19 protein-coding genes are annotated in these 23,109 nt (G+C 64.6%); 7 read left to right on the top strand and 12 right to left on the bottom strand.

The annotated features are described in order from the left end of the window. Positions 1-13: 13 nt before the first annotated feature. The 8 genes from C8J98_RS10810 to C8J98_RS10845 form a co-directional block, all read right to left on the bottom strand. On the bottom strand, positions 14-1,849 hold the full coding sequence (locus C8J98_RS10810; RefSeq protein ID WP_107913207.1) for a beta-L-arabinofuranosidase domain-containing protein: 1,836 nt from the start codon (positions 1,847-1,849) through the stop codon (positions 14-16). Further along, positions 1,846-4,011, bottom strand: coding sequence for an SUMF1/EgtB/PvdO family nonheme iron enzyme (locus C8J98_RS10815; protein ID WP_107913208.1), 2,166 nt, complete (start codon positions 4,009-4,011; stop codon positions 1,846-1,848). The genes C8J98_RS10810 and C8J98_RS10815 overlap by 4 nt, the downstream gene beginning before the upstream one ends. Before the next feature lie 17 nt (positions 4,012-4,028). After that, entirely contained in the window at positions 4,029-5,303 is a 1,275-nt protein-coding gene (locus tag C8J98_RS10820; protein ID WP_107913209.1) for a serine hydrolase domain-containing protein, read from the bottom strand. Then, positions 5,300-7,558, bottom strand: a complete 2,259-nt coding sequence (locus C8J98_RS10825; RefSeq protein WP_107913210.1) for a TonB-dependent receptor — start codon at positions 7,556-7,558, stop codon at positions 5,300-5,302. The genes C8J98_RS10820 and C8J98_RS10825 overlap by 4 nt, the downstream gene beginning before the upstream one ends. Positions 7,559-7,822: 264 nt before the next feature. Beyond that, complete coding sequence (locus C8J98_RS10830) at positions 7,823-8,707, bottom strand: LysR family transcriptional regulator (RefSeq protein WP_107913211.1); 885 nt, start codon at positions 8,705-8,707, stop codon at positions 7,823-7,825. A gap of 40 nt (positions 8,708-8,747) precedes the next feature. After that, positions 8,748-11,105 carry a sodium:solute symporter gene (locus tag C8J98_RS10835; RefSeq protein WP_107913212.1) on the bottom strand — a complete coding sequence of 786 codons (2,358 nt, stop codon included), beginning with the start codon at positions 11,103-11,105 and terminating at the stop codon, positions 8,748-8,750. Then, the gene (locus C8J98_RS10840) at positions 11,102-11,950 is read right to left on the bottom strand and encodes a CoA ester lyase (RefSeq protein ID WP_107913213.1); all 849 of its coding nucleotides are present in this window, start codon (positions 11,948-11,950) and stop codon (positions 11,102-11,104) included. The genes C8J98_RS10835 and C8J98_RS10840 overlap by 4 nt, the downstream gene beginning before the upstream one ends. Before the next feature lie 263 nt (positions 11,951-12,213). Further along, positions 12,214-12,633 carry a hypothetical protein gene (locus C8J98_RS10845; protein WP_107913214.1) on the bottom strand — a complete coding sequence of 140 codons (420 nt, stop codon included), beginning with the start codon at positions 12,631-12,633 and terminating at the stop codon, positions 12,214-12,216. A gap of 144 nt (positions 12,634-12,777) precedes the next feature. Between C8J98_RS10845 and C8J98_RS10850 the strand changes: the two genes are divergently transcribed. Then, positions 12,778-13,710, top strand: a complete 933-nt coding sequence (locus tag C8J98_RS10850; RefSeq protein ID WP_107913215.1) for a DMT family transporter — start codon at positions 12,778-12,780, stop codon at positions 13,708-13,710. 5 nt (positions 13,711-13,715) lie between these two features. Here the strand turns inward: C8J98_RS10850 and C8J98_RS10855 are convergent, their stop codons facing one another. Both C8J98_RS10855 and C8J98_RS10860 read right to left on the bottom strand, forming a co-directional pair. Continuing rightward, entirely contained in the window at positions 13,716-14,405 is a 690-nt protein-coding gene (locus C8J98_RS10855; RefSeq protein ID WP_107913216.1) for a DUF1345 domain-containing protein, read from the bottom strand. A 48-nt stretch (positions 14,406-14,453) separates the two neighbouring features. Then, positions 14,454-16,871, bottom strand: coding sequence for a TonB-dependent receptor (locus tag C8J98_RS10860; protein WP_107913217.1), 2,418 nt, complete (start codon positions 16,869-16,871; stop codon positions 14,454-14,456). A gap of 180 nt (positions 16,872-17,051) precedes the next feature. Between C8J98_RS10860 and C8J98_RS22485 the strand changes: the two genes are divergently transcribed. After that, positions 17,052-17,174, top strand: a complete 123-nt coding sequence (locus tag C8J98_RS22485; RefSeq protein WP_255417736.1) for a hypothetical protein — start codon at positions 17,052-17,054, stop codon at positions 17,172-17,174. Between the two features lie 142 nt (positions 17,175-17,316). Beyond that, on the top strand, positions 17,317-17,850 hold the full coding sequence (locus C8J98_RS10865; protein ID WP_107913218.1) for a hypothetical protein: 534 nt from the start codon (positions 17,317-17,319) through the stop codon (positions 17,848-17,850). Between the two features lie 18 nt (positions 17,851-17,868). On the opposite strand, the gene C8J98_RS10870 is transcribed toward C8J98_RS10865, so the two are convergent. Both C8J98_RS10870 and C8J98_RS10875 read right to left on the bottom strand, forming a co-directional pair. Then, complete coding sequence (locus tag C8J98_RS10870; RefSeq protein ID WP_107913219.1) at positions 17,869-18,822, bottom strand: NADP-dependent oxidoreductase; 954 nt, start codon at positions 18,820-18,822, stop codon at positions 17,869-17,871. Positions 18,823-18,942: 120 nt separating this feature from the next. Next, positions 18,943-19,836 carry a LysR family transcriptional regulator gene (locus C8J98_RS10875; RefSeq protein ID WP_233260196.1) on the bottom strand — a complete coding sequence of 298 codons (894 nt, stop codon included), beginning with the start codon at positions 19,834-19,836 and terminating at the stop codon, positions 18,943-18,945. Between the two features lie 117 nt (positions 19,837-19,953). On the opposite strand from C8J98_RS10875, the gene C8J98_RS10880 reads away from it, so the two are divergent. From C8J98_RS10880 to C8J98_RS10895, 4 genes are all read left to right on the top strand, one after another. Then, positions 19,954-20,589: an NAD(P)H-binding protein gene (locus C8J98_RS10880; protein ID WP_107913221.1), complete on the top strand. Its 636-nt coding sequence runs from the start codon at positions 19,954-19,956 to the stop codon at positions 20,587-20,589. Between the two features lie 113 nt (positions 20,590-20,702). Further along, positions 20,703-21,605, top strand: coding sequence for a 23S rRNA (adenine(2030)-N(6))-methyltransferase RlmJ (gene rlmJ / locus C8J98_RS10885; protein WP_107913222.1), 903 nt, complete (start codon positions 20,703-20,705; stop codon positions 21,603-21,605). Positions 21,606-21,633: 28 nt separating this feature from the next. Continuing rightward, a complete protein-coding gene (locus C8J98_RS10890) occupies positions 21,634-22,140 on the top strand; it encodes a Slp family lipoprotein (protein WP_107913223.1) in 507 nt (168 codons plus the stop codon). A 34-nt stretch (positions 22,141-22,174) separates the two neighbouring features. Beyond that, on the top strand, positions 22,175-23,083 hold the full coding sequence (locus C8J98_RS10895; RefSeq protein ID WP_107913224.1) for a cation diffusion facilitator family transporter: 909 nt from the start codon (positions 22,175-22,177) through the stop codon (positions 23,081-23,083). Positions 23,084-23,109: the final 26 nt, after the last annotated feature.

The raw sequence follows: 23,109 nt of genomic DNA on the forward strand, positions 1-23,109 counted from the left end.
AACTTGTTTGAATCTACAAGGACTGTTCCGGCGCCAAGGGCAGCCAGGTAAGGCGCCAGGCGCCGTCGCGCCGCCCGCCCGTCGAAAAATATGGCGTAAAGCGCAGCGGCGCCCGGCAACCCGGATCCAGACGCATTACCGGTGGCTCCCCTTCCTCACGCGGAAGAAGCGTAAGCCAGCTCGCCTGCGGCTCCTCCGGTAGTTTTACGGTCTCACTCGTCTTGAAGCCGTCGATGAGTTCGGTGGCGAATACGAGTGGCCCACAGGTAAGGCCGATGTAGTCGAGGTGCAGTACTTCCTGGTGGATCGCACTACCGTCCGGCGCGCGCGATTCCTGGATGTTGCGGTTGCTGGCCCGATGCAGGATCGGTTGGGCCGGGAAGCGGGCGACGAGCACATCGCCCTCATGCCATTCACGCTTGACCGCCGCATACTGCCCGGGTAGCGCCGTCACGCCCGTATCCTCGCCATTGACCATAAGGGTCGCACCCTCGGCCCAGCTCGGCACGCGCACCCGCAGAGCGAAGCGCGCCGACCGTTCGACGGAAACGGTGATACGTATGTCATCCGGATAAGGCCATGCAGTGGCCTGGCGCAACAGCACGCGTCCTGGCCCTTCGAGCGAGGCCGACGAACTGCCAGGGCCATAGATGTTGATCTCCAGCGTTCGCGCGTCACGGGCGATTGCCGCAATATCCGGCAGCTCCTCGACCGCCATCGCACCGCTCGACTTGCAACAGCGCCAGTACGTCGTGTGCACGCGGCGGCCGTTGGGAAAGACGTAGTAGCACCAGTCTTCGCCATCCGGCGCTTGCGCAGCGAGCAGGTCGTTGTATGCGGAACGCTCGATTTCTTCGGCGTAACACGCTTCGCCGGTGATCAGGAGCAACTCGCGATTGAGCTGGATCCACGCCAGCGTGGAGCAGGTTTCCACGTAACCTTCCGGACTGAACGCACCCGGCGCATTGAACACCTCGCGCGAACGATGCGCGACACCGCCCCAGGGGCCTCCACCCAGCGTCAGATGGTGGTCGCGAATGCTGCGCCATGCATGTTCGACCGCACGTAGAAGATCCAGCTCACCGGTGACACGGTGCAACTTGGCCATGCCGACCAGGTTCCACGCCAGCTGGTACGCCTTGCCCGTCGCGATGAAGGCAACATCGGTTCCGGCCAGGCACTGGTCGAGCAGGGCCAGTGGCGGGTGCGCATTGGCCTGGCGGAGGACAAGCCGGGCGAGGTCGAGATAGCGCGGATCGCCTGTGGCCAGATGCAGGTCCACCGCAGGGTCGAGCAACACTGTTGCCGACATGCCGAAGTGATTGCCCAGGTCGGTGATGTCGATGCCGCCTGCGGTAAGCGTGTGCAGGCAGAGATCGCCAATGCGGCGTACGGCGTCGAGATAGCTCTCGCCGCCGAAGTGACGATGCACTTCCAGCAGGCCAAGCATCAGGTAGGCGTGTGTCCAGATGTCCCAGGTGCGCGCGCTGGGCTCGCCGTTCCAGCTGACCGGCTTCGGCGGGCGCTGGACCATGAAACGGCGCTCCGGGGCATACGTGCCCAGGTAGCCATCGGCTTCCTGCACGGAAACCAGGTAGTCGGCCACGCGCAGCACACGACGACGGAGCGACTCGTCGTCGCTTCGGGCGGCAGCCCGCGATGCAGCCACCAGCCACTTACCGGCGTGCTCACCGTACCAATCGCCCTCCTCGTTCAGTGCCCGGCGCTCGGGTGCGAAAAGGGCTATGGCCGGGCTGTGCTCGTCGACGATGAAATGCGACAGGCGTCCCCGCAGGTTCGCCGCGAGTGCGTCGCCAAGCAGGCCTTCGAATTGCGTGGCCGCCTTCATGCGGCATCGACCACGCAACGGAATCCGACACAGCCGGAGCGATCCTTGCCTGGTGACATGAGCAGGTATTTTCCGTGCTGATCGAGACGGTAGGCCTGCGGAAAATACCAATGCGAGGTCTGCGGCTGGTAGCTGCTTCCACCACGCAATACAGCAGCGCGGGTGTGTTCGTCGAGGAACTCGTCGGTCCACTGCCACACGTTGCCGACCAGGTCGAGCACGCCGAAGGGGCTGGCCGCCTCGGGAAAGGCATCGACATCCGTCGGCGCGCGCAGTCGCCGGCCGCGATTCACGGCGGGAACGAGGTCATCGCGCCAGTCGTCACCCCACGGGTAACGACGCCCGTCGCTGCCCTGTGCGGCATATTGCCATTCCCATTCGTGCGGCAGACGCTTACCGGCCCAGGCGGCATACGCACGCGCATCCTCGATCCCAACCCATGTCACCGGCTTGTTCTCCCATCCGGCCGGCGGCTTGCCATCCACCCAATGAAGCAGGAAGTTGTGGGTGTCGAGCGGACGCCAATCCGTGCTGTCGAGGAAGACGGCGTACTGTGCATTGGTGACGGGCGTACGATCGATGTGGAAGGCGTCGATCTGCATGTGCCGACGGTGCCCACGACGCGCACTGCTCTCCCACGGGTACTGCACGTCGTTACCTTCCCACGTCTGCCCTTCGATCTCGACGCCGCCCACGACGAAGTCGAACGGGCCGGCAGGAATGGTCAGCATGCCTGCCGGCGCAGCGGCAACACGTAAGGTCGCCGTCACTGGGCGCATGGTCTGCGGCAGGCTGCGCCACGTCGAGGACAAGGAAGCCAGAGGCGTGGCGGATGCTTCGCGCATCGTCGCCAGGAAACCGGCCAGACCATCGACCGAGGCGCCAGCTGCCAGCGCGACCACCGCGCCGAAGCCACGACCTTCCATTAGGAACGCCAGCACCGCCTTGCCGTCATGGATTCGCGGTGAAAGTTCCACACCGTTCCAGGCGTCCATGTAGCGGGTGCCTTCGACATGGGGCACGGCGAGCTGTTCGCCGGCGACCACGTACTCCTGGCGATTCACCACGGTCCACAGCGTGTACGTCTCCGTCGGAAAGCGACTGGCAAACACGCCAGCCTGCTGGGTGCGTTCGTAGGGACGCCAGTCCATGCTGACCATGGCCGGAGCGAACTGCCGCTCGATGGTGGCGATGCGACGCAGCGACTCCGCATCACGTGGCGTCAGGCCGTTCCAGATGCCCCACACGTTCTCCCAGGCGTTGTAACCCACGCCGTTGAAAAAGATGTACTGGAGGTCGTGATTGCGATCGCGTCCCCAACGGTTCTCGTAGTTGATCATGTGGCGTGGTTCGAGCCACTTGAACTTCGCCACGGGTGGAATGACCTCGTTCGGCGCCTTCTTGCCCCAGCTCTGCACGTTCCAGATCAGCTGCTCTTCGGCACTGATCGTGGACTCCGGCTGCAGCACCACGGGATGCCCCGCAGCATCGCAGGCGTCGAAAAATGCGCGCGGCACGCCGTTGTACGTGTCGCCATTGACGCCATCCGCACCCAGCGCCGCAACCAGCTTCGCCATCGCGTCCCAGTCACTCTCTTCCGCCGGGCGCGTCCCGTTGTCCCAGGGCATGGTGGGCAGGAAGACGCGGACGCCACGCCGATGGAAATCGTCGACGGCGACGCGCAGCCCGTCCAGGCCACCGGGCAGGTCGAACGCGAGGTCGGTCTTGTTGCGATCGTCGATGCCGATGTTGGGATAGACGAACCAGATCAGCACGCTGTCGATCCCGCCAAAGCGGGCTTCGAGATCGTCCAGGTAGCGATCGACGGTGTAGCGCCCCGCCACCGGGTCGTAGAAGTAACGATCCTCCACCATCATCTGCGCGTGGACGAAGTTGCGCTGCGCCCACTGCAATTCGGGCCGGCGATAGTTGGCGTCGTCATAACCAATGCGCGTGAGATGTTCACGGCGCCAGTCGCGCAGTTCGCGTACCCAGTCGTCGGCACTGCCGTCCACGTCCATCTTCCAGTGGCCAATCTCGGCGAAGGGCCAGCCAGGGGCCTTGCCTGGCGTCGGCAGATAACGGCCGGTGGTCACGTGGGAGAACTTGAACTCGTGGGTGACCCGAGGGGTGTCGTCGTGGTCGTCAGGGGACTGGGTCATGGCGGGAAACCTGGGGGTCATGGAAGAGCATGGTAGACGAGGTCGTAGAACGGCCGCGCGAGGCGCGGCAGGTCCTTGCGACCGTCGTCGCGAGGCAGGTGCTGGAGCATGAGGATGGCGACCAGGTGCTCATGCGGATCGATCGTATACGTGGTCGATGCCGCGCCGGCCCAGCCGTATTGGCCTATCGAGCCGAGCTGGCCGCGACGGGCGGGATCGATCACCACGTAGCCCCCGATGCCGAAGCCCTCTCCCGCGTTGAACTGGGTCACCGGCGGGTCGAGCATGCCCAGGTGGTTGCGCATCATCCCCTCGACGGTCTTGCGCGCGAGGAGCCTGTGTCCAGCGTAGCGGCCGCCATCGAGCAGCATCTGGGCGAAATGCGCGTAGTCGTCCGCGGTGGAATACAGACCGCCTGCACCACTCATGTAGCGGTTCAGCGGCTCGCCGGGGTGCGCGGCGCTCGGACCGTCGGCGATCACGAGATGGCCGTCGTCCGCCATGCGGGTGATGTCGACCACACGGCCGCGACGGTCGGTTGGAATGCTGAAGCCCGTATCACGCATACCTAGCGGCGTGAAGATCCGCTCCTGCAGGAAGTCGGCGAACGGCTGCTTCGAAACGACTTCGACGACGCGCGCCACCAGTTCGAGCGAAGCGCCGTCGTAACCGAAGCGGGTGCCGGGGTCGGCCGCCAGGGGCACGCGGCTCATCCGTTCGGCAAAGCCGGCCAGATCGTTCGCGCCGTGGGGATCGATGCGCTCCATCAGCGTGACGGCCTCGTGCTCACCCGCCAGGCCTGCCGGGTAACCCGAGGTGTGCGTGAGGAGATCGTGCAGAGTGAGCTTGCGCGATGCGGCGCGCAGCGTCGGTGCCGTGGCCGTCCCACCCGTCATCACCTGCGGATGCTCGAAGCCAGGCAGCAGCTCAGCCAGTGGCGTGTCCAGCGACACCTTGCCCTCCTCCACCAGCATCATGACCGCTACCGACGTGACGGTCTTGGTCATCGAGTAGATGCGGAAGATGGCATCGCGCCGCATCGGCCGCTTGCGCGCGAGATCTTCGTAACCGTACGTGCCCACATCGACTACGCGTCCATCGTGGACGATCAGCGTGACACCGCCGAGGTATCCTTCCGTCCCCGTGGCATCGCGCATGAACGTGTGCAGTGGGTCCAGCCTGTCTCTGGGCCACGCATCCGCCGCGATGGCCGCCGAAGCGCAGAGCAGCAGTCCCAGGCACAGCGAAGCCGCGCGCGAGGCGCGGCTTCGCCAGATCGATCGCTCGGTCACAGCGTGATCGTATAGGTCAGCGACGTGACGCGGCCACGGCCCGACCAGTAGTTCTGGTAGCCCGCCAGCTGCGACCAGCTGAGGATGTACTGCTTGTCGAGCAGGTTCTCCACGCCGAGCGACAGCTTGCCGTAGCGTTCCAGGTCGTAATTCACGCCCAGGTCGAACAGGGTGTATCCGTGCGTTTGCTCGCTGTAGCTGAAGGTCGCCCCGTCATAGGCGCGCGTATCGTTGCCCGACACGTGCCGCCCGAACAGCGAAGTGGCACCGAGCGTGGCGTCGCCGTGCGCCGAATAGTTCCAGGTGACGGCGTAGGCCAGCTTGTCCGGATTGATGTCGAGCACGCCCAGGGGCTTGTCCAGCGCGCCCGCGCCGTAGTTGCCGGCCGGATCCGCCGACCAGAACGCCGTCTTGCCGGTGATATGCGAATAGATCGCGGTCGCCTTCCAGTCCGGGTTGAAGCGCCACTCGCCGGTAAGCTCGGTACCCTCGATACGCACAGGTGCACGAGAAAGAATGAAGTCACTGGTGTTCGGATCGATCGCCAGCGACGAGCCGAAGGGGGACTTCGAGATGTAGTGGGTGGCTCCGAAGGCACCATGATCACCGCGCCAGTTGAAGCCGAATTCGTTGTTCTTGTAGATGATCGCGTTGAGATCGCTGATCCTGCTCACCGACTGGCCCGGCACGCTGATGTTGCGCAGCGGGATACCGATGTTCGGCAGCGTGAACCCTTCGCTGTACGAGGCAAAGACCGACCACTCGTCATTGACGCGCCAGATGCCACCGATGTTACGCAGGTTCTCCTTGTACGACAGCTTGCCGCCCTGCACGAACACGCGATTGCGGTAGTACGTGGTGGTGTAGCTGTCCACGGTGAGACGATCGCTCTCACGACGATAACCGCCGCTGATGGTGAACGGCCCGATGTCATACGACAGCTGCGCGTACGGCGCCACGCTGTTGTAGATCATCGGCGGCACCCAGAGGCGATCGGTCAGGGCAAGGCGCTGCTGTGCCTCGTCGCGACCCACGTCCACGCCCGTGTGGAGCTCCAGGCCGGTCACCAGGAAGTCCGGTCGCGTCCACGAGGTGCGGATGCCGCGCTTCTTGGCGGTGATCTCGGACTGGTCGAACAAGGTGTTCAGCGGAGCGATCAGGGGGTCCTGTTTGTCCTCGGTGTTCTCCGGCAGGTAACGCATGGCCTGGTCGGCCTTGTACACGTTGATATCGAGCGCGCCGCCGAACAGGTTCTTGTTGGTGTACTCGGCGCTGTACTGCTTGAAGTCGTTGAAAGCGTCCCTCGAGCCGTCGATATGACCGCGCTCGGACGTATTCGTACGCGGCGTCGCGCACGGTGGATCGTCCGTCGGGCCACGGCAACCGAGCACCTGGATGTAGTCGCCCTTGCCGGTGATCTTGAATTTGCTGAAAGTTGCCTGGAGGCGCTGGTCGTCGCCCTCGCCGAAGTTGTAGCCAAGCTTGGCGAACAGATTGCTCGAGGTCGAATCGGCCAGCGAGCCGGAGGTGTTCAGGCCAATCCGATGCCCATTACCGTCGTAGGTCATGCCGCGGTCGATATACGAGCCGGAAAGCAGTACGTCGTAGCTGGCTTCCTTGCGGGCGAACGTCACCCCGGTCTTCCAGCTGCCGCTGTCCGACTTGCCTTGCGTCTGGTAGCGCGTGGTGATGGTGGTCTCGTTGCCTTCCTTGGTCGGTGTCTTCGAGAGGTAATTGATGATGCCGCCCGCCGCGCCGATGCCTTCCGATGCCGACGGACCATTGATGACTTCGATGCGGCCGACGATACCCATGTCGGTGAAGGTGCCGTTGCGGGTACCTTCGCGCAGCGGCGAGCCCTGCGGCACACCGTCGAACAAGCGCAACGGAATACGGCCGCGCAGGGTTTCACCCGTGTTGCTCATGGCCTGGGACGATTCCGCATAGCCGGGCACCGAGCGCGCCAGCACGGCCGTCGCATCTTCGGTCACTAGCAGTGTATGGGCGATCTCTTCCTTGTTGACCACGGTGATGGCGCCTGGAATCTCGTCGATCGCCTTGGGCGTGCGCACACCGGTGACGATGACCTGGTCGAGGTTCACCGGCTGGTCGTTGTTCTTGTCGTCTTTCTTCTTCGTTGCCTTGGGTGCGCTCGGCGCATCGGCCTGCGAGGTCGCGTCCTGCGCATGCGCGCTGGTGGCGAAGAAAGAGACCAGCAGGATGCTGCCGATCGCGGCGGAAAGTGGTTTGATCATATCGGGTCCGTGTTGCCGTTGGATCGATCGCCCAAGCGGGCGGGTGCGGCGTGCCCCCTGTGACGGCGCGCCCGGGCAAGAAACTGTCTGCTGCGTTGGCTACGCCCTCCCCGGCGCACCACTGACCTTCGTCTCGGTGATGGTGAGCCTATGCGCTTAGCGCATGGCAAGAAACCGCGGACGGGTATGTTCAGAGACTAGTTTTTGTTGCTTACGAAGGAAGGAAAACTATGCGGCGACGCAACATGCGCGACACATTCGCGATCACCGCGATGGCATCGCCGCCATCGCCTTGCGGCTTTCCTGGAGCAGCACGGTGACCAACCGCACGCGCACGCTCGAGCGTGACCAGACGATGCCGATGCGGCGCGGTTCGGATGGGTTCGGCAACGGCATGCGAACCAGATCCAGGCCTTCCGGCCAGGGCTTGGCCCAGTCAGGAACCAGCGAGACGCCGAGGCCGCGGTCGACCATCACGGCGATCGCGTTCAGTGCATTGAGTTCGAAGCGCTCGCGCGGCACGATGCCGTTCGCACGCAGGTAGTCATCGGCCTGGCGGCCGCCCCATTGATTGCGGTCGTAGCGGATGAGCGGCTCGGTGGCGAGCAGTTCATGCGGGTCCCGTCCCGCCAGTGCACGTGGTGCCAGCACGATCAGCGGCTCCTCGCGCAGCAGCTGCCACTCGCAGGTCTTCGGCAATGGAAAAGGCGCCTGCAGCACCACGGCGGCGTCCAGGTCGCCCTTCTCCACATCGTTGTACAGATCCACCGAGTAACCCGGCTTGATGAAGACGTTGATGCGCGGGAAGGTCTCGACCATTCGCGCGAGCACGTCGGGAAGCATGCCTGCCAGGGCCGTGGGACAAGCGCCGAGCCGCAACTCGCCCGATACCCCGCTCTCATTGGCGACGCTGCGCAGGTCGGCCACGTTACGCAGTACGTCTCGCGAACGCTGCAAGATGCGCGAACCTTCTTCGGTGACGCTTACCGTGCGCCCGACGCGAGCGATAAGGGTCGTGCCTATCTCTCGTTCCAGCGTGCGTATCTGCTGCGCCACAGCAGCCGGCGTGATATTGAGCAATCGCGCCGCCGCCGCCATCGACCCATGGTCGGCGACGGTGATGAAGGTATTGAGGAACTGGGTTTCCACGTCATCTCACTGGCGGTCGGCGGGTGAGCGCCATGGTAGGTCATTCGCCTTCGCGATCGCGATGAATCGTCAGGCCGCGAAGCGATCGTGTCGGTGCCGGGAAGAACAGGCTGGCGATATAGCCGATCACGATGCAAAGGCAGATCGAGATCGCCAGGTAGAAGTACGGGTGGACCAGCTTGAAGATCCAGGCGATGAAGGTCAGTGCCGTGCTCGATGCGATACCGATCGCCACGCCCGGTGAGTTCGCCCTGCGCGTGAACATGCCCAGCGTATAGGCACCGGCGAAGCCGCCGCCGAGCAAACCAGCCAGCTCGATCGATACATCGAACAACGAATGCACGTCGAACCGCGACAGCAGCAGCGCCAGACCGATACCGACCAGTCCGACAACGACCGTCGTTACCTCGGCGAAGATCACGTTCTGCTTCGGCGTGCGGTTCTTCACCAGCCGATCGTAGAAGTCCACGGAAACCAGGGTGGCCACACTGTTCATGATGCCCGAGAGAGTCGCCATGGCCGCCGCGAAGATGCCCGCCACGATGAGCCCGGTCACCCCCATCGGCAGTTCGGCCGCGATGAACAGCGGGAATGTGGCGTCGATCGGCAGCATCGGGTTCATCCGCTCAGGATGCGCTTTGTAGAACACGAACAACGCCGTGCCGATCATGTAGAAGACCAATCCGCCCGGGATCATGATCGCCGCGAACGCCCAGATCGAGCGACCGGCTTCCCTGGCGGACGGGGTGGACAAGGTGCGCTGCATGAGTACCTGGTCCTTCGGGAAGGTCAGCACGACGTCGAATAGCACGAGGAAAAGAAAGCCCCAGACCGTCGCCTTGGTCAGGTCGAAACTGAAATCCAGCAGGTGCATCTTGCGATCGGCCATCGCCGTACTGAGGAACTCGCCGAAACCGCCGTGCAAGTGCCAGATGATGAAGCCAATGGCGAAAATCGCGCCGCCCATCTTGACGATCACCTGCACCACGTCCGTCCAGATCACCGCCTTCATCCCGCCCATGGCGGTGTAGATGATGGTGAAGCCGCCCATCAGGATCACGCTCAGCGTCGTGCTGATGCCGGTGATCGTGGCGATGGCCAGCGCAGGCAGGAACAGGATCACGCTCATCCGGCTGCCGAGCTGGGTGAGGATGGCCAGCGCGCTGGCGATCATGCGGATAGCGGGATGGAAGCGGGTTTCCAGATACGAGAACACCGACATCAGGTCCAGCCGGCGCAGCAGCGGAACGATCCACACGGCGACGAACATCAGGCCGAACACGGCGATGAGGTTGTTCGTCATGTACTGCCAGTTGCTCTCGAAGGCCTTCGCCGGAATGGCGATGAAGCTGATCGAGCTGGTGTTCGCGGCATACAGGCTCACGCCCGCGGCCCAGAACGGAATACTGCGGCCGCCGACGAAGAAATTCGCGGTCGAGTTGCGCTTCTCACGCAGGTAGAAATACAGGCCGATGCCGATCATGCCACCGAGATAGACGATGATCACCAGCCAGTCGAGCCAGCGTAGAAGCAGTTTGCTCGACTGTACCTGGGCGGACGCGACCATCGTCTTCACGCCATCCGTCGACGACCAGATGAAGCCGTCGTTCCAGGTCGCCGCCGACGTTACCCCAGCGAACTGAACGCCCGGAAGCCCAGCCCAGGCGCGAGTCACTACCTGGAATGTCATGGCGCGGGCCGTTGTGGCATCGCCAACGAGGTAGGCCACGTTGGCCTGGCCCATCGGTCGCGCCATGCCCGGGAGAATCGGGGCCGGCGCGGTGCCGCGTTCGCTCCAGCCGCCGTCGGGCACCCAGCGCCACACTGTATTGCCGACGGTGGCAAAGACGCCCGCGCCCTGGACCACGAGCGTGGACGGTGGCGCACCGGACGGGAGGCTCGCCAGCTTTACCCAAGCGGGCTGGACCGCACCGGGATCGATGCGTAGCAGCGCCGATGCGCCATTCTCGATACCGGCGACATAGACGGCGCTGTCGTTCGACGCGACACGCGCGCCGACGATGGGATGTGGAAAGGGTGGCAAAGGTTTCAGGACCAGACCCGTCGCGTCCAGCGACAGACGCGCGACGGAAGTAGCGACCGAGGCGTCATCGCCCAACAACACGTAGCCGCGCGAGGCATCGCCGAACAATGCCGATAGCGCTTTCGGTGCGACACCCGCGGACCAGGCCAGCGAGCGCCAGCTGCCCTGGCCTTCGTCGAGGATCCAGGCGCGGTCGTCGACCACCGCGACGAGCCGGCCATCCACGGTGGCGAAGCCATGCACGGTTCCCACCATGGGCAGCGAAGGCAGCGCGCTACCACGCAAGGGCGTGAGCGCCTCGGCGTGTGCCATGCCTGAGGTAAGCAAGCAAAGGAGCAGGAGCAGACGCATCATCCTGCCGATGCCAGCAGCGCCTGCGCGCGTTTGAGGAATGGCAGGTCGATCATCCGGCCGTCGACCACGAAGGCACCGTGGCCCGCGCGCCCCGCTTCGACCGAGGCCGCGACAATGCGACGTGCCAGCGCGATCTCCCCGGACGACGGTGCGAACACCTCATTGGCAAGGGCTACCTGCCGCGGATGGACGCAGCTCTTGCCGACGAAGCCGAGTCGACGCGCCATGCGCGCTTCGGCCTCATAGCCCGCCACGTCGTCGATCGCGGCAAAGGCGGCGTCGATCGCGAACACGCCAGCTGCCGCCGAAGCGATCTTCACCGCGAACATCGCAGCGTGTACCGCCGCCACGTCGCCACGGTCGATGCCGTGCGGCTCGAAAAGATCCGCCAGCCCCAGCTGGAGGCCGGCGACACGAGGATGCGCGGCGGCGATCGCGGCGGCCTGGTCGAGTGCCCTGGGCGTTTCGATGTTGACCAGCAGGCCGACCGAGCCATCCAGGCCGCGCTCTGCCTCGACGTGCTCCATCATCGCGATGACGGCAAGCAAGGCCTCCGGCGATTCCACCTTGGGCACATTGAGCAAGGTCAGCCCCGGCGTCAGTACCGCCGCAAGATCGTCTTCGAACCATTCGGTGTCCGGGGCATTCACCCGCACGATGATCGCCTTGGCGGCGCTGCGAACGGCGTTCGAGGCGACGAAGGCGGCCACATCGGCCCGGGCACCGGCCTTCACCGCGGCAGGCACCGAATCCTCGAGATCGAACGACAAGGCATCCGCCGGCCCGGCCAGCGCCTTGGCGAACAGTTCCGGACGCCCGCCGGGCACGAACAACTTGCTGCGCATACCTTCCCCCGCCACCCATGGCGCACCGATAGTCGGGGATTCTGGCCCATCGCACCAAAGCAATCGAGCCGGGGCCCGACGTTCAATCGATACTTTTCCTATGTTCCGGACTGAATGCCATATCCCCCTGTGGGAGCCGCTTCAGCGGCGATGGCTGCTCGCGGAAACCCGGCCCGCTGCCGCGGGATCGCCGATGAATCGGCTCCTACAGCGGGTGGCGGGCCATCTGGAGCGACTGCGCAAGGATGGAAACGAACGCCCTGTTAGCCGCCGCCATCATGAAGGTCGACGACGTCGCGAACGCTGTACACGTCGATCGCGTAAGGCGACTGCGCGTCACCCGTCGAGCGGAAGCGGCCCGACACGGTCGCATTCGCGTGGGCACCATTGGATGCCACGGCCCGCTTGAACGACGTAATGTCGCGCTTGCGACTGCCGCTGTCGTCGAGGGTGAGGCTCACGCTGCCCTTGCACTGGTCGTCGGAGAGCGTCGTCACCTTGCCGGCCGACGACGCCACGCCGCGTACGGTTACCGTGGTGCCGAGATAGCGCGAGGCGGTCCCGATCACGGTGCAGAGCGTATCCGGCGGGGTGTCATCCGCCGAACGGGCTGCGGCCGGACCCGCGGCGAGGGCCATAACCAGGGCGAACGTCGTCGCCCGACAGATCGATTTCGTATACATAGGTCTTCCCCCCTTGTTACCCGGCCCCAGGACGGGCCGTGCCGATTGGATGGCTAAACGCAGGACACCGCGTTTGCGGCGTCGCGTCAATAAGAAAATTGGGCAGTAAACTCGCCATCCTTGCCGATTTCGCTGGAGCCACCCTTGGACGAACGTGCACGACTGGGACTGGGGATCGGCTTCGGCGTGGCCGCTGGCGCCTTGTGGGGACTGGTCTTCCTGGCACCCGAACTGGCCCGGGATTTCACGGCCGTGCAACTGGCCGCCGGCCGCTATCTCGTCTACGGGCTCATTTCGGCCTGCCTCCTGGTGCCGCGCTGGCGGCCCCTGAAAGTCTGGCTGGAAGGGCGCCACTGGCGCGGGCTGGTGGGCCTTAGCCTGCTGGGAAACATTCTCTACTACGTGCTCCTGGCCAGCGCCGTGCAGTGGGGAGGCGTGGGCATGACCTCGCTGGTGATCGGCTTCCTGCCCGTCGCGGTCACCCTGGTTGGCAGCCGCGCGACAGGTGCTGTCCCTTTACACCGACTCGCCCCATCGTTGTGGCTGAGCGCCGTGGCGATCGGCTGCATCGCGTGGCAGGCGATGGCCGGCGCTCACGTCCAGACCCAACCTCATAGGCTCGCCGGATTGCTCTGCGCCATGGGTGCCCTCGCCGCATGGACCGCCTATGCCGTGATCAACGCACGCTGGCTTGCCCGCCTGGAACACGTCTCCGCACATGACTGGAATCTGCTGACCGGCGTAGTCACCGGGGCACTTGCCCTGCTCCTGATCCCGGTGGCTGTGCTTACCGACGCGGCCACGCACGGCGGCGCGGCGTGGATTCGATTCGCGGCCATCAGCACGGGCATCGCCGTCTTCGCGTCCATCCTGGGCAACGGGCTGTGGAACCGGATGAGTCGCCTGCTGCCGCTCACCCTGGTCGGGCAGATGATCCTGTTCGAGACGCTGTTCGCCCTGCTCTACGGTTTCCTGTGGGAACGGCGGCTGCCGACCGCGGTCGAATTGCTGGCCGTGGTCGCCCTGGTCACCAGCGTGCTGCTTTGTGTCCGTGTCCACCGACCACACACGGCCTGAGGTTGTCAGGCCTTGCCCGCGGCGATGTTCACGCTGATAGCGATGATGAACACATTGAAGAAGAACGCGATCGCGCTGTGCATCAGGCCGATACGGCGAAGGTAGCGCGTGGTGATCTGCACGTCGGAGACCTGGAAGGTCATGCCGATGGTGAACGAGAAATACGCAAAGTCCCAATAATCCGGCTCTTCATCACCCGGGAAATCGAGGCCTTTGTGCTTCGCACCGAACTCACCGTAGTAACCATGTGCATAGTGCAGGGCGAACAAGGTGTTCATGAACATCCACGACAGGATGATTGTCGCCGCCGCCACCGCGATCGCGAAGGCGCCGCCCTTGCTGCCCGAATTGAGCTCGGTAGTGACAGCGATCAGCACGATGGCCGAGAGCGCGACGCCGCTGAGCAGAGTGGTCCAGCGCCCGGAGTCCTGCATGCGAGCCTGCCTGCGCATGGTGGCCTGGGTCGCCCCGAAGAAGATCCGCAGGATCATCAACAGGTACGCCAGCGCGCCGATGTCGAAGCCGAGCAGAAGCGCCACGCTGCGCTGCAGGCCCGTGAACTCCAGGCCTGCGGCAGCCACGACGGCGATCACGGCGGCGATCAGCAGGCGCGGCCGGGAGCGCGCGTAGCGGACCGGACCCCAGCCCTTCTTGCGGCGATGGGCTGCCGCCGGCTCCTGGGTTTCTTCGCTCATGCCATCGCTCCGCTGGTTCAGGTGGCGCGACTATAGCGGAGGCGGTGATCACTTCCACCGGTAGGTCACGCTGGCGTAGTAGTAGCGCCCGTTCCAGCTGAGGGGCGAAAACAGGCTGTACTTGAAGTTGCCGTTGGTGGAGTTCGCATACTTGACCTGTTCCGGTCGCGCGTTGAATGCGTTGTCCGCTCCGGCGCTGAAGGTCCAGTTGTCGAGGTTGTAGTCAGCCGAAAGGTCCAGTGTCCAGCGATGCGCGAAGTTCTGGTCGAGCGCGACACCGCTGTTGCTGTACACGGTGTAGTTGCCGTAACGCTGTACGTTCGCATGGCCCGCCCACCGACCGTGCAGGTAATCGAAGCCGAGGTCCAGCTTGGTGCGTGGATTGGTGTCACCAAGCAGGCCGAGCCGCTCGCGACGCTCCACACGTTGCACCGCCACGCCCAGTTCGTCGAGGATCGCCGGGTTCGGCTTCACCCTGGTCACTTCATTTTCGTTGTACGCCCAGCCCACCGTGGTATTCAGGCGATCGCCGTTGGCGAAGTCGAAGGCGTACTGGCTGACGAAGTCCAGCCCGCGCGTGCGCGTGTCCACCGCGTTGGTGAAGTAGCGGATCGACTGGTAATTGGCGTCGACGCCGTTGGCCAGGAGATAGGTGCTGACCGCCGGGGTGTTGACCGGGATGTTCGACGACAGGTTGATGCGGTTGGTAATCTTGATCCAGTAAGCGTCGACGCTCACGTTCCAACCGGTGAGCGGTTCGAGCACGAGGCCCAGCGTCGCGCTGCGCGATTTCTCCGGCTTGAGCTTCTCGGCGCCGAGAAGACTCGCCGCCTGGGCATCCACCGGGAAGGTGCCCGACTGGACCAGCACCTGTCCCTGCCCGAGGTCCTGCAGCTGCTGGGAAATATCGGCGTAGTGCTGCTGCACAAGCGTCGGCGCGCGGAAACCGGTGCCCACGCTGCCGCGTAAAGCCACGCGCGGCGTGAAATCGAAGCGACCGGAAAGCGAGCCGGACGTCGTCCCGCCGAAGTCGCTGTATTGTTCGTGGCGACCGGCGAGTGACAGCGCGAAACGGTCGGTGATGTTGCTTTCGAGATCGATGTATTCGGATACATCGTGACGCTGCCAGTTGCCTTGCAGGTCCCCGGTGATACCGCCATTCGGCCCATACTGCGACACGGCGTCACCCGGGGTCACCTTATAAGCCTGGCGCAGATACTCCACACCGAACGAAACACTCACCGGGTTGGCCAGCCAGGACGGCGAGAACTCCTTGCTGATATCCACGTTGCCGACCTGCTGGTTGGTCTTGTAATCGGCACCCTGGATGAAGAACGGCGTATAGCCGTAGGTCTTGTACCAGTCGGCGTTGATCGACTGGCTGCGCTGGTCGTATTCGTTGGAGCCGTGGCTGGCCGATACGTCGTAATGCCAGCCATCGCCGAGCTCGCCGCGAAGACCGGCCGTGAGCGTCGTGTCGCTGACGATGGGAATGCTTACCGGCAGGTAGCCTTCGGGGTAAATGGCAACGACGTTGGTGGAGTCGCCGCGGTGCCGGTAGAGGCTGGCAGTTTCATCGCGGTCGCGGCGATACAACGCCTCGAAATACACTTCCGCCGCCTTGCTGAACTCGTACTGCCCGACCAAAGACACCTTGTTCGACTGCACGCCGGGATCGCCGAGCCGGTAAACCTTCTGGTTGTATGTCGTGCCCTTCGCCGCCGGCGTCTGGTCGGGACCGGCACGATTGGTGTAGTCGTTGTTCTGCGTATCGATCGCGACATGGATCGAGCCCTTCTCGCCGAGCTTGAATCCCGTATCCGCACTGAGCTGCCGCTGCAGGCCATCACCTGCGTCGTAACCGCCGAACTTCGCCGTCACCTGGCCGCCCTCTCCGCCTTTCTTCAGGATCACGTTGATCACGCCACCGATGGCATCCGAGCCATAGCGCGCCGACTGGCCGTCACGGAGCACCTCGATCCGCTCGATCGCCGAGATCGGAATGGCGTTGAGGTCCACCGGGTTCGAACCGCGGCCGATCGCGCCGCCCAGGTTGAGGAAGGCGCCGCTGTGCTGGCGTTTGCCGTCGATCAGCACCAGGACCTGGTCGGGGCTGAGACCGCGCAAGGTCACCGGCCGGGCCACTTCCGCACCGCTGATCGTGGTCGGCTGCGGAAAGCTCAGCGAGGGCACCAGGCGCGCCAGCGCCGCGGTGAGCTGGGTCGCGCCGCTCTGCTGCAACTGCTGCGGCGTGATGACGTCGATCGGCTGCAGCGAGCTCGATACCGTGCGTTCCGTGCTGCGGGTGCCAGTGACGATGACGGTATCGAGCTGGCTGGCCTTTGCGGACTCGGGCTTGTCCGCGGTCGGGGCATCCTGCGCGAGGACGGGTCCCGCCGAGACCGCCAGGGCCAGCGAAACGGCGATAAACAAGGGTGTGCGGCGACGCGGAACGAGAGCGAACATGGACGTGGATTCCCCTGGGAACGAGTCGAGACGCCGACGCCTCCGGGCGCCGGGTGTGGAAGACGGCAACGCCCCCGGCGACGCAACAACGCGACGCCGGCCAGGCGACCGGATGAACGAGGAGGGAGAGGGACCGCGGGCGGCGCCGCGATGTCTACGTCAGGGCGTCAGGCGCCGGACGTGAAGACGACTCAGGCCAGTCGACAACAACAACACGCGCAGTCCACCGAACAACACGGCATGGCCGTGAACGTCATCGGGGAGGTCTTTGCGCTGTGGTTGAGTGCGTTCACTGGTGAGTAGGTTGCCTGGCAGAGGGCCTGGAGGGCTATTTGTTGCACTGCGTCGCAGCTTTGTCAACCACAGCGAATGGCCGTCCAACTGTCTTCGGGGCGTTTTTGCCCCGGTGTGCGATCATCACGGTCTGTCCCACAGGCCAATCCCCATGAGCTCTTACGACGACGAATCCTACGAAGAACGCGACTACGACGATGACGACAGCGAGGACACCGTCGAAAAGCACGTCTGGCAGCTGCTCCTGATGATCAACCCCGGCGACGAGGAAGCCGCCAAGAAGCAGTTCAGCGACTATCGCAACGAAGTGGAAGACCAGGGTGACGATGATCCCATTCGCCTGGTCGGCCAGGTAACGGACTGGCGCTCCAGCTTCGAAGTGGATGCCGACGACACGCGTGCACTGGTCGAGGCGCTTCAGGAACTGATATCGCGCTTCCAAGATGTCAGCATGGATTGGGACGGCGATCCGGACGACGACGAGTACCATGAGGACATCGACGCCGCCGAGATCTTCAACCGCGCCTACGACCAGCTCAAGCCGCACGGCTATACCCTGTGGTCGCGCGAGGCGGACGACGACGTCTCCGCCGGCTGGATCACTTCCTCGAGTGACGATGAGTCGATGCTGGTCGTCGCCACGGCGCTGCACATCAACCTGCGCCGCGGCGACCAGATGAGCTGACCGTCTGGGCGATCGCGGCTAGACGGTGAGCACCGTCTTACCGCGCTTGGCCCTTGACTCCGCGTCGAGAAACGCCTGCCGTGCTTCGCCGAGACGGTAGGTGCGATCGACCTGCGCGGTGATGCGCCCGTCCGCTACCCAGCGAATGATTTCCGCCAGCTGCGCGGGATCGGGTTTGACGATGAACCAGAACGCTTCGATGCCGAGCTTTTTCGCGCGTTCCGGCGAAGGTGCATCCTCGGCCTCACCCGAAATGGTGACCAGGCGCGCGCCGGGTTCGACGAACTGCCAGCTGCGTTCGAGCAGGTCGCGGCCCACCGTGTCGAACACGACATCCACGGGCCCGGCCACGTCCTCGAAACGAGTGGTTGTTGTGTCGATCGCCTCGTCCGCACCCAGTTCACGGCACAGCGCCAGGGCTTCGACCCCGCGCGCGGTGGCGATGACGCGCGCACCGACGCCCTTGGCGATCTGGATGGCGAACGTGCCGACCGCACCCGCGCCGCCGTGAACCAGCAGCGTCTCGCCGGCCTTCAACCTGGCGAAATCAAAGAGTGCCTGCCAGGCCGTCAGTGCACCGATGGGGAGGGTCGATGCTTCCACCGCGGAGACCGCATCAGGAAGCGCTGTAATCTCCGACGGCAGGACGCTGGCCTGCTGCGCCGCGGCGCCGTTGCGCCAGAAATCGATCAGCCCGACCACGCGATCGCCGACTGAAAAGCCATTCGTCGCGGCACCGACATGGGCGATGCGCCCTGCGAACTCGTGCCCGATGATGACCGGGAGCGGTCGTTTCGAACCGTCCGGCAAGGCCATGGTTCCATTGGTAACCCAATGCGGCTCACCGAAGGTCAGACCCGTGGCCTCCACGTTCACCAGCAAGCGGTCATCGGCATGTGCGGGCGCCTCCGTATCGCCCACGCGAATGGACAGGTCACCACCTGCCGCGTCGGAAATCCATGCAGCCTTCATGGTGCGGCTCCCTTTTCCATACCGATTACCTCTGTCGTTCGTGGCCGCAGCGTTTCACGAGGACACACCATCGGCTTGGACAGCCGTACCGGGAATTCGCGAATTCCAGCCCTGCGTATCTCACGACCCCAGACGTTCACGTAGAAGGTCGATGAATGCCCGCACTTTTACCGAGGGCTGGCGTCCTGGATAGACCGCATGCACACCGCCTTCGGGCAAGCGAAAGTCGGGCAGCAACGACACCAGCCGGCCTGCTGCCAGGTCGTCGTCCACCACGTAATCCGGCAGCACCGACGCGCCCATGCCGGCGACGACGAACGCATGCGCAGCCAACGTACTGTTGGCGCTGGCTACGCTGCGCATCTGCACCGCATGTTCGGCCCCGCTTGCGTCGACAAAGGTCCAGCGGGTGGGCGAGGCCAGCACGGTCAGCGCGACCCATCGGTGGCTCGCCAGTGCGTCGGGTGTGCCTGGCGTGCCGTGTGCCGCGAGATAGGCCGGCGAGGCGACGAGGCATTGGCGAAAGCTCGCCAGCTTCGCGGCACGCAGGCTCGAATCGCGCAACCAGCCCAGGCGGATCGACAGGTCGAAGCGTTCGGCAATGAGGTCGACCAGGCTGTCGCTGACCACCAGTTCCACGCTCACCTGCGGATAGCGCTCGGCGAAGGCGGCCAGTGCGGGCGCGACGATCGCCGGCCCGTGGTCGCCTGCCGCAGCTACGCGCAGCACGCCCATGGGCGTATCCCGGCACTCACCGAGGCGGGCGATGGCGGATTCGGCATCGGCAAGGACGCGCGCGCAGTCCTCATGGAAGCGCTCGCCCGCGTCGGTGAGCGACATTTTCCGCGTACTGCGCACGAGAAGGGTCACGCCGAGCTCTTCCTCCAGCCTGGCCAGGTGCTGGCTGACCATCGCCTTGGTGGTGCCCAGCTGCCGGGCCGCCTCAGTGAACGATCCCGCACGGATCAGGGCGACGAAGACACCGAGGCGGTTGAGGTTGATTTCGGCGGCCATCACCCGTATCCATCGTAAAGCCATACTTTACGATGAATTCCTCCAGCGGGCGTATTTCCGGAACGATGCGGGGCGCATCCTTACTCCCATCCTTTCTCTCTACAGGCCCCACCGCTTATGAAGATCGTCCTGTTCGGCGCCACCGGCAATATCGGCAACGTGATCCTCGACGAGGCCCTCAACCGCGGCCACCAGGTGGTTGCCGTGGTTCGAGACCCGGCCAGACTCGCCACGAAGCACGCCGCCCTGACCGTGGTCCAGGGCGACGTCGCCCAGCCCACGTCGTACGCCGGCGCCTTGCCTGGCGCTGAGGCAGCCATTGCCAGCCTGAACGACCATGCCGACCCGGCGAATGTGCCTCGCCAGGCCACGCTGCTGCTCGACGCGCTTTCCGCTGGTGGCGTGCGCCGCTTCGTCTGGGTGGGAGGGGCCGGCAGCCTGGAAACCGCGCCGGGTGTGCGCGTCATCGACGATCCGGGCTTCCCCGAGGCCTGGAAGACTCCCGCCAATGCGCAGATCGATGCGCTCGAGGTCTTCCGCGCCAGCAAAGCCCCGATCGACTGGACCTATATCAGCCCCGCCGCCGAGATCGCGCCGGGCGAGCGCAAGGGCAGTTTCCGTGTCGGTGGCGAGCAGTTGCTGACGGATGCGCAGGGCCACAGCAGGATTTCGATCGCGGATTTCGCCATTGGCGTGCTGGACCGGGTCGAGAAGGGCGATGCCGTGAAAAACCGGGTCACCCTCGCCTACTGAGGCTGGCTCTATGCGGGAGCCGATTCATCGGCGATGCTCCCGCGAGCACCCATCGCCGCTGAAGCGGCTCCCACAAGAAGCGAGCCAGTCCACGGCCCCGCTATACTGCCCCGATGAATTACCGCCACGCGTACCATGCCGGCAACTTTGCCGATGTCCTCAAGCACATGGTGCTCGTGGCCCTGATCGACTCGCTGAAGCAGAAAGCCTCGCCCTTCTGCTACATCGACACCCATGCCGGCAGCGGCCGTTACGACCTTCGCGGCACCGAAGCCCGCAAGACCGGCGAAGCCGACGACGGCGTCAACGTTCTCAAGACCGCCACGGGCCTGCCGCCGCTGCTGTGGAAATGGCTGGAGATCGTGCGCGCCTGCAATCCAGGTGACGACTCCCTCCGCTACTACCCGGGTTCGCCCTGGTTCGCCGCGCACCTCATGCGCGCCACCGACACCGCCCAGATGGTGGATACGCGAAACGACGAATCGGGCGCCCTGCGCCAGCTGTTCCATCACGACAAGCGCATCCATGTGCATGAACGTGACGGCTACGAAGCCCTCAAGGCCTTCGTTCCGCCGAAGGAAAAGCGCGGCCTCGTGCTGATCGATCCGCCGTTCGAAGCCCAGGAAGCCGAGTTCCGCATCATCGAGAAGACGCTCAAGGCCGCCCTCGAGAAATGGCCGACCGGCATGTACGCCGTGTGGTACCCCATCAAGGTGCGCAGCCATGTCCAGCCGTTCCACCGCTGGCTGACCAAGTGCGGGGCGAAGCGCGTGCTCGTCGCCGAAGTGCTTCTGCGCCCGGACAATTCGCCACTGACCCTCAACGGCACCGGTATCGCCATCGTCAATGCGCCGTGGAAGCTGGATGAAACGATCCGCGACTCACTGCGCATGCTGCCAAAACTGCTCGGCAAGCCCGGTGAGTCCGAGTACCGGCTGACCTGGCTGGTCGAGGACAACAAGGACGAAGAACCGCCCCGCGGACCGCACTCCCCCCGTTCACTCCATCGGCGCTAAAGTTCAGGTACCTGCCAGGAGCTGACTCATGCGCCCGAACGTCGTCCGTCTAGCCGTCCCTGCCGCCCTGCTCACGCTGGCTCTCGCCGGCTGTGCACCCGCGCCGATCTACAAGCCCACGGCGAACAACGTCGCGGTACCGCCCTCGCAGGTGGCACGCGAGCCGGAACGCTACGGCACATCCGACGTCATCTGGGGTGGTCGCATCGTGCAGGTGCGCAATTTCGCCGACCACAGCGAAATTGAGATCCTCGCCTACCCGCTCGACGGCTCGCAGCGCCCGCAATCGAACGACACCGGCAACGGTCGTTTCATCGCGGCCATGCCGGGCTACGTCGAGAGCCTCGACTATCCCGCGGGTGGCCTGGTGACCGTGGCCGGCCGCATCAACGGCACGCGCGCCAGCAATGTCGGTGAGGCTTCGTACACCTTCCCCCTGATCGCAGTGAACCAGTCCCACGTATGGACGGCCAAGGAAATGTCCGGCGGCCATCCGAACGTGAGCTTCGGCGTGGGTGTCGGCGTCATACGGTAAGATCTTTCGATCGATCACCGGGACAGGGAACCACATGTCGGGACATGCCGATTCGAAGCGCGCCATTTTCCTCGCGCTCGGAGCCAACTTCGCCATCTTCATCGCCAAGCTGGTCGCCGCCCTGTTCACCGGGTCGGGCGCCATGCTCGCCGAAGCCGTCCATTCGGCGGCCGACTGCGGCAACCAGGGGCTGCTCCTGCTCGGCATGAAGCAGGCCAAACGCCCGCCCTCGCCGGACTACCCGCTGGGCTGGGGACGTGCGCTCTACTTCTGGTCGTTCCTGGTCGCCATCCTGCTATTCAGCGTCGGCGGCATGTTCTCGCTTTACGAGGGCGTGCATAAGCTGACGAATCCCGAGCCACTCAAATGGCCCTGGCTTGCGGTCGGCGTGCTCGCCTTCTCCATCGTCACCGAAGGCATTTCCATGCACGGCTGCATGCAGGAAGTGAACAAGGCGCGCGAAGGCCAGCCCCTTTGGCAATGGTTCCGCGAAACGCGTGCCAGCGAGCTGCTGGTGATCTTCGGCGAAGACCTCGCCGCCCTGATCGGCCTCTGCCTGGCCATGCTGGCCGTGGTTGCGACCATTCTCACGGGCAACCTGGTTTACGACGCGATCGGCACCATCGCCATCGGCGTGCTGCTCATCGTCGTAGCCGTGGCCGTGGCCCGCGAGGTGAAAGCACTGCTCATCGGCCAGGGCGTCGAACCCAAACGCCGGGCGGAGATGGTCGCCTTCCTCAGTGCCCGCGAAGAGATCGACTCCGTCTACAACCTGCTGACCGTGCAGATGGGCACGGACGTGATGGTCGCGATCAAGGCCAAAATGGCGCCGGCGCCCACCGCCAGGGCCATGATCGAGGCGATCAACATCGTCGAGGCCGACTTCAAGGCGGAATTCAAGGACGTGCGCTGGAGCTTCTTCGAGCCGGATATCGCCGACTAAGCCCACACAACCCCTTCGCCCCCGGG

The sequence above is a fragment of the Luteibacter sp. OK325 genome (assembly GCF_003050935.1).
Classification (GTDB): Bacteria; Pseudomonadota; Gammaproteobacteria; order Xanthomonadales; family Rhodanobacteraceae; genus Luteibacter.